This window comes from Candidatus Symbiopectobacterium sp., assembly GCF_020054415.1.
GTDB lineage: Bacteria > Pseudomonadota > Gammaproteobacteria > Enterobacterales > Enterobacteriaceae > Symbiopectobacterium.
On the sequence record NZ_JAHWCO010000075.1, the window covers coordinates 1 to 1,991 of the forward strand.

General features: G+C 49.4%; 2 protein-coding genes. Both read right to left on the bottom strand.

Annotated elements, in window-relative coordinates; genetic code table 11:
* Positions 1-216 precede the first annotated feature (216 nt).
* Positions 217-1,110, bottom strand: a complete 894-nt coding sequence (gene metF, locus QZ506_RS02465; protein WP_291968822.1) for a methylenetetrahydrofolate reductase — start codon at positions 1,108-1,110, stop codon at positions 217-219.
* 221 nt (positions 1,111-1,331) lie between these two features.
* A complete protein-coding gene (locus QZ506_RS02470; protein ID WP_291968824.1) occupies positions 1,332-1,832 on the bottom strand; it encodes a hypothetical protein in 501 nt (166 codons plus the stop codon).
* Between the last annotated feature and the right edge of the window lie 159 nt (positions 1,833-1,991).

The following is a 1,991-nucleotide window of genomic DNA, read 5'->3' on the forward strand; positions in this document are numbered from 1 at the left end:
CGAGTTCTTCGGCGAGATTGAGCAGGCCGGCTTTGTGTTTGATAATGGGATTGTTAGTATGAAGCATGAGAGTTACCTCGCGTTTTGTTTAAGGATTAGACACCCATATCAAAACCGGTAACTCTCAACCTTTCAAGGTCCAATGTCAGATCTAGTCGCGACTAATACACGTAATGGCAGCGCGCAACGGTTACGCACTGCCATGCTAGCTTTTGATCAGTTGGCAGCGGGCCTTACACCCAGTGTATGGCAAATCGCATAACTCAACTCCGCACGGTTGAGCGTATAGAAGTGGAAATCTTTCACACCCTCACGGCTGAGGATTTTCACCATGTCCATGGCGATGGCCGCGCCCACCATTTTGCGGGTGTCAGCATCGTTATCAAGTCCCTCGAACATTGCCGTCATCCAGTTCGGCACACGCACGTTCGTCATGGTGGCAAAGCGTTGCAGTTGTTTGAAGTTGGAGACTGGCAGAATGCCCGGCACAATCTCTACATCAATGCCCGTTGCGACGCAGCGATCGCGAAAACGTAAATAGCTTTCCACATCGAAAAAGAACTGCGTGATGGCGCGATTCGCACCCGCATCAATCTTTTTCTTCAGGTTAATCAGATCGGCTTGCGCGCTTTTGGCTTCCGGGTGAACTTCCGGATAAGCCGCGACCGAGATATCAAAATCACCGACGCTTTTGAGCAGGCTCACCAAATCGGTGGCATACATATCCGGTTTGCCCCCTTGCGGCGGTAAATCTCCGCGCAGTGCCACAATATAGCGAATGCCGCTTTTCCAGTAATCCTGTGCTATTTCAATCAGTTGCTCGCTGGAAGCATCAATACAAGTCAGATGCGGCGCAGCTTCCAGTCCGGTACGCTCTTTGATCGTCTTGATAATGCTGTGAGTACGGTCACGTTCGCCGGAGTTTGCGCCATAAGTAACAGAAACAAACTTGGGTTTCAGGTTGCTCAGGCGGTCAATTGAGTTCCACAGCGTATCTTCCATTTCGCTGGTTTTCGGCGGAAAAAACTCAAAGGAAACATTGAGTTGACCATGGATCTCCGCCAAGCTTTGATTCAGCGCTTCCCGCTGGTTTGCGTGAAAAAAACTCATACCCTTGCCACCCTTGTCGTCACGTTACCGTCATTATTTATCGAACGTCTATACTTTTAGACGTCCATATAGAAAATGACGGAATCTCAACCAAGAGTCAACGAATTTCGTTTAAAAATTGTTGATGATTGCTCAAGGTAAATGAATTTTTTCATCATGCTGTCTCGTCCCACCTTACAGGACGGGAACGTCATTGAAATGTACGGTATGCCCCTGCGTCGTTACCCAGAAAATAGCGTACTGCGGCGTTTCCTGGCTGATGTCAAAACCGGGGACAAAACGCAGTGCAGACTGATGGTTGGTGCCACGCACCGTAGTAAAGGTGATGCCGCGCCAGTTACCACTGGCAGGACGGTGCACATGACCCGCGGAAATATGCCGAACGTTGCCATAACGTAGACAGCATTGATGCAACGCATCGGCGAATGATGCAAAAACAACAATACCGCTTTGTCCTGAGCTCGGCGCAATTGCCCTTCCAGCCACTGTAAGCGCATACTGCACAGGTTTCCCGCGACATCACCGCTTTGCAGTGAATCCAGCAGAATCACACAATGATCGCCGAGGTTCGTGACATTTTGGATAAAACCATGCTCATCGGCCAACGCGGGAAACGCGCGCAAGAAGGCCTCCCTGTCATCATGGTTTCCCAACGTCACGCGCCAAGGAACCTGCAATTCCGCCAGCGTATCGGTCGTGTATTCAATGAGTTGATGTAGCATCAAACGTAGTACTCGCGTTCGGGCTTTGTTGAATAAATAGAACTTTTGGGTAATCATCGGAGCAGATCACCACAGTTGTTTCAAAATCAGGTCTCCATGGCAAAACAAAATTTTAAAATCACCAACTGGCCCTCTTATAACAAGGCCCTCAAGCAGCGC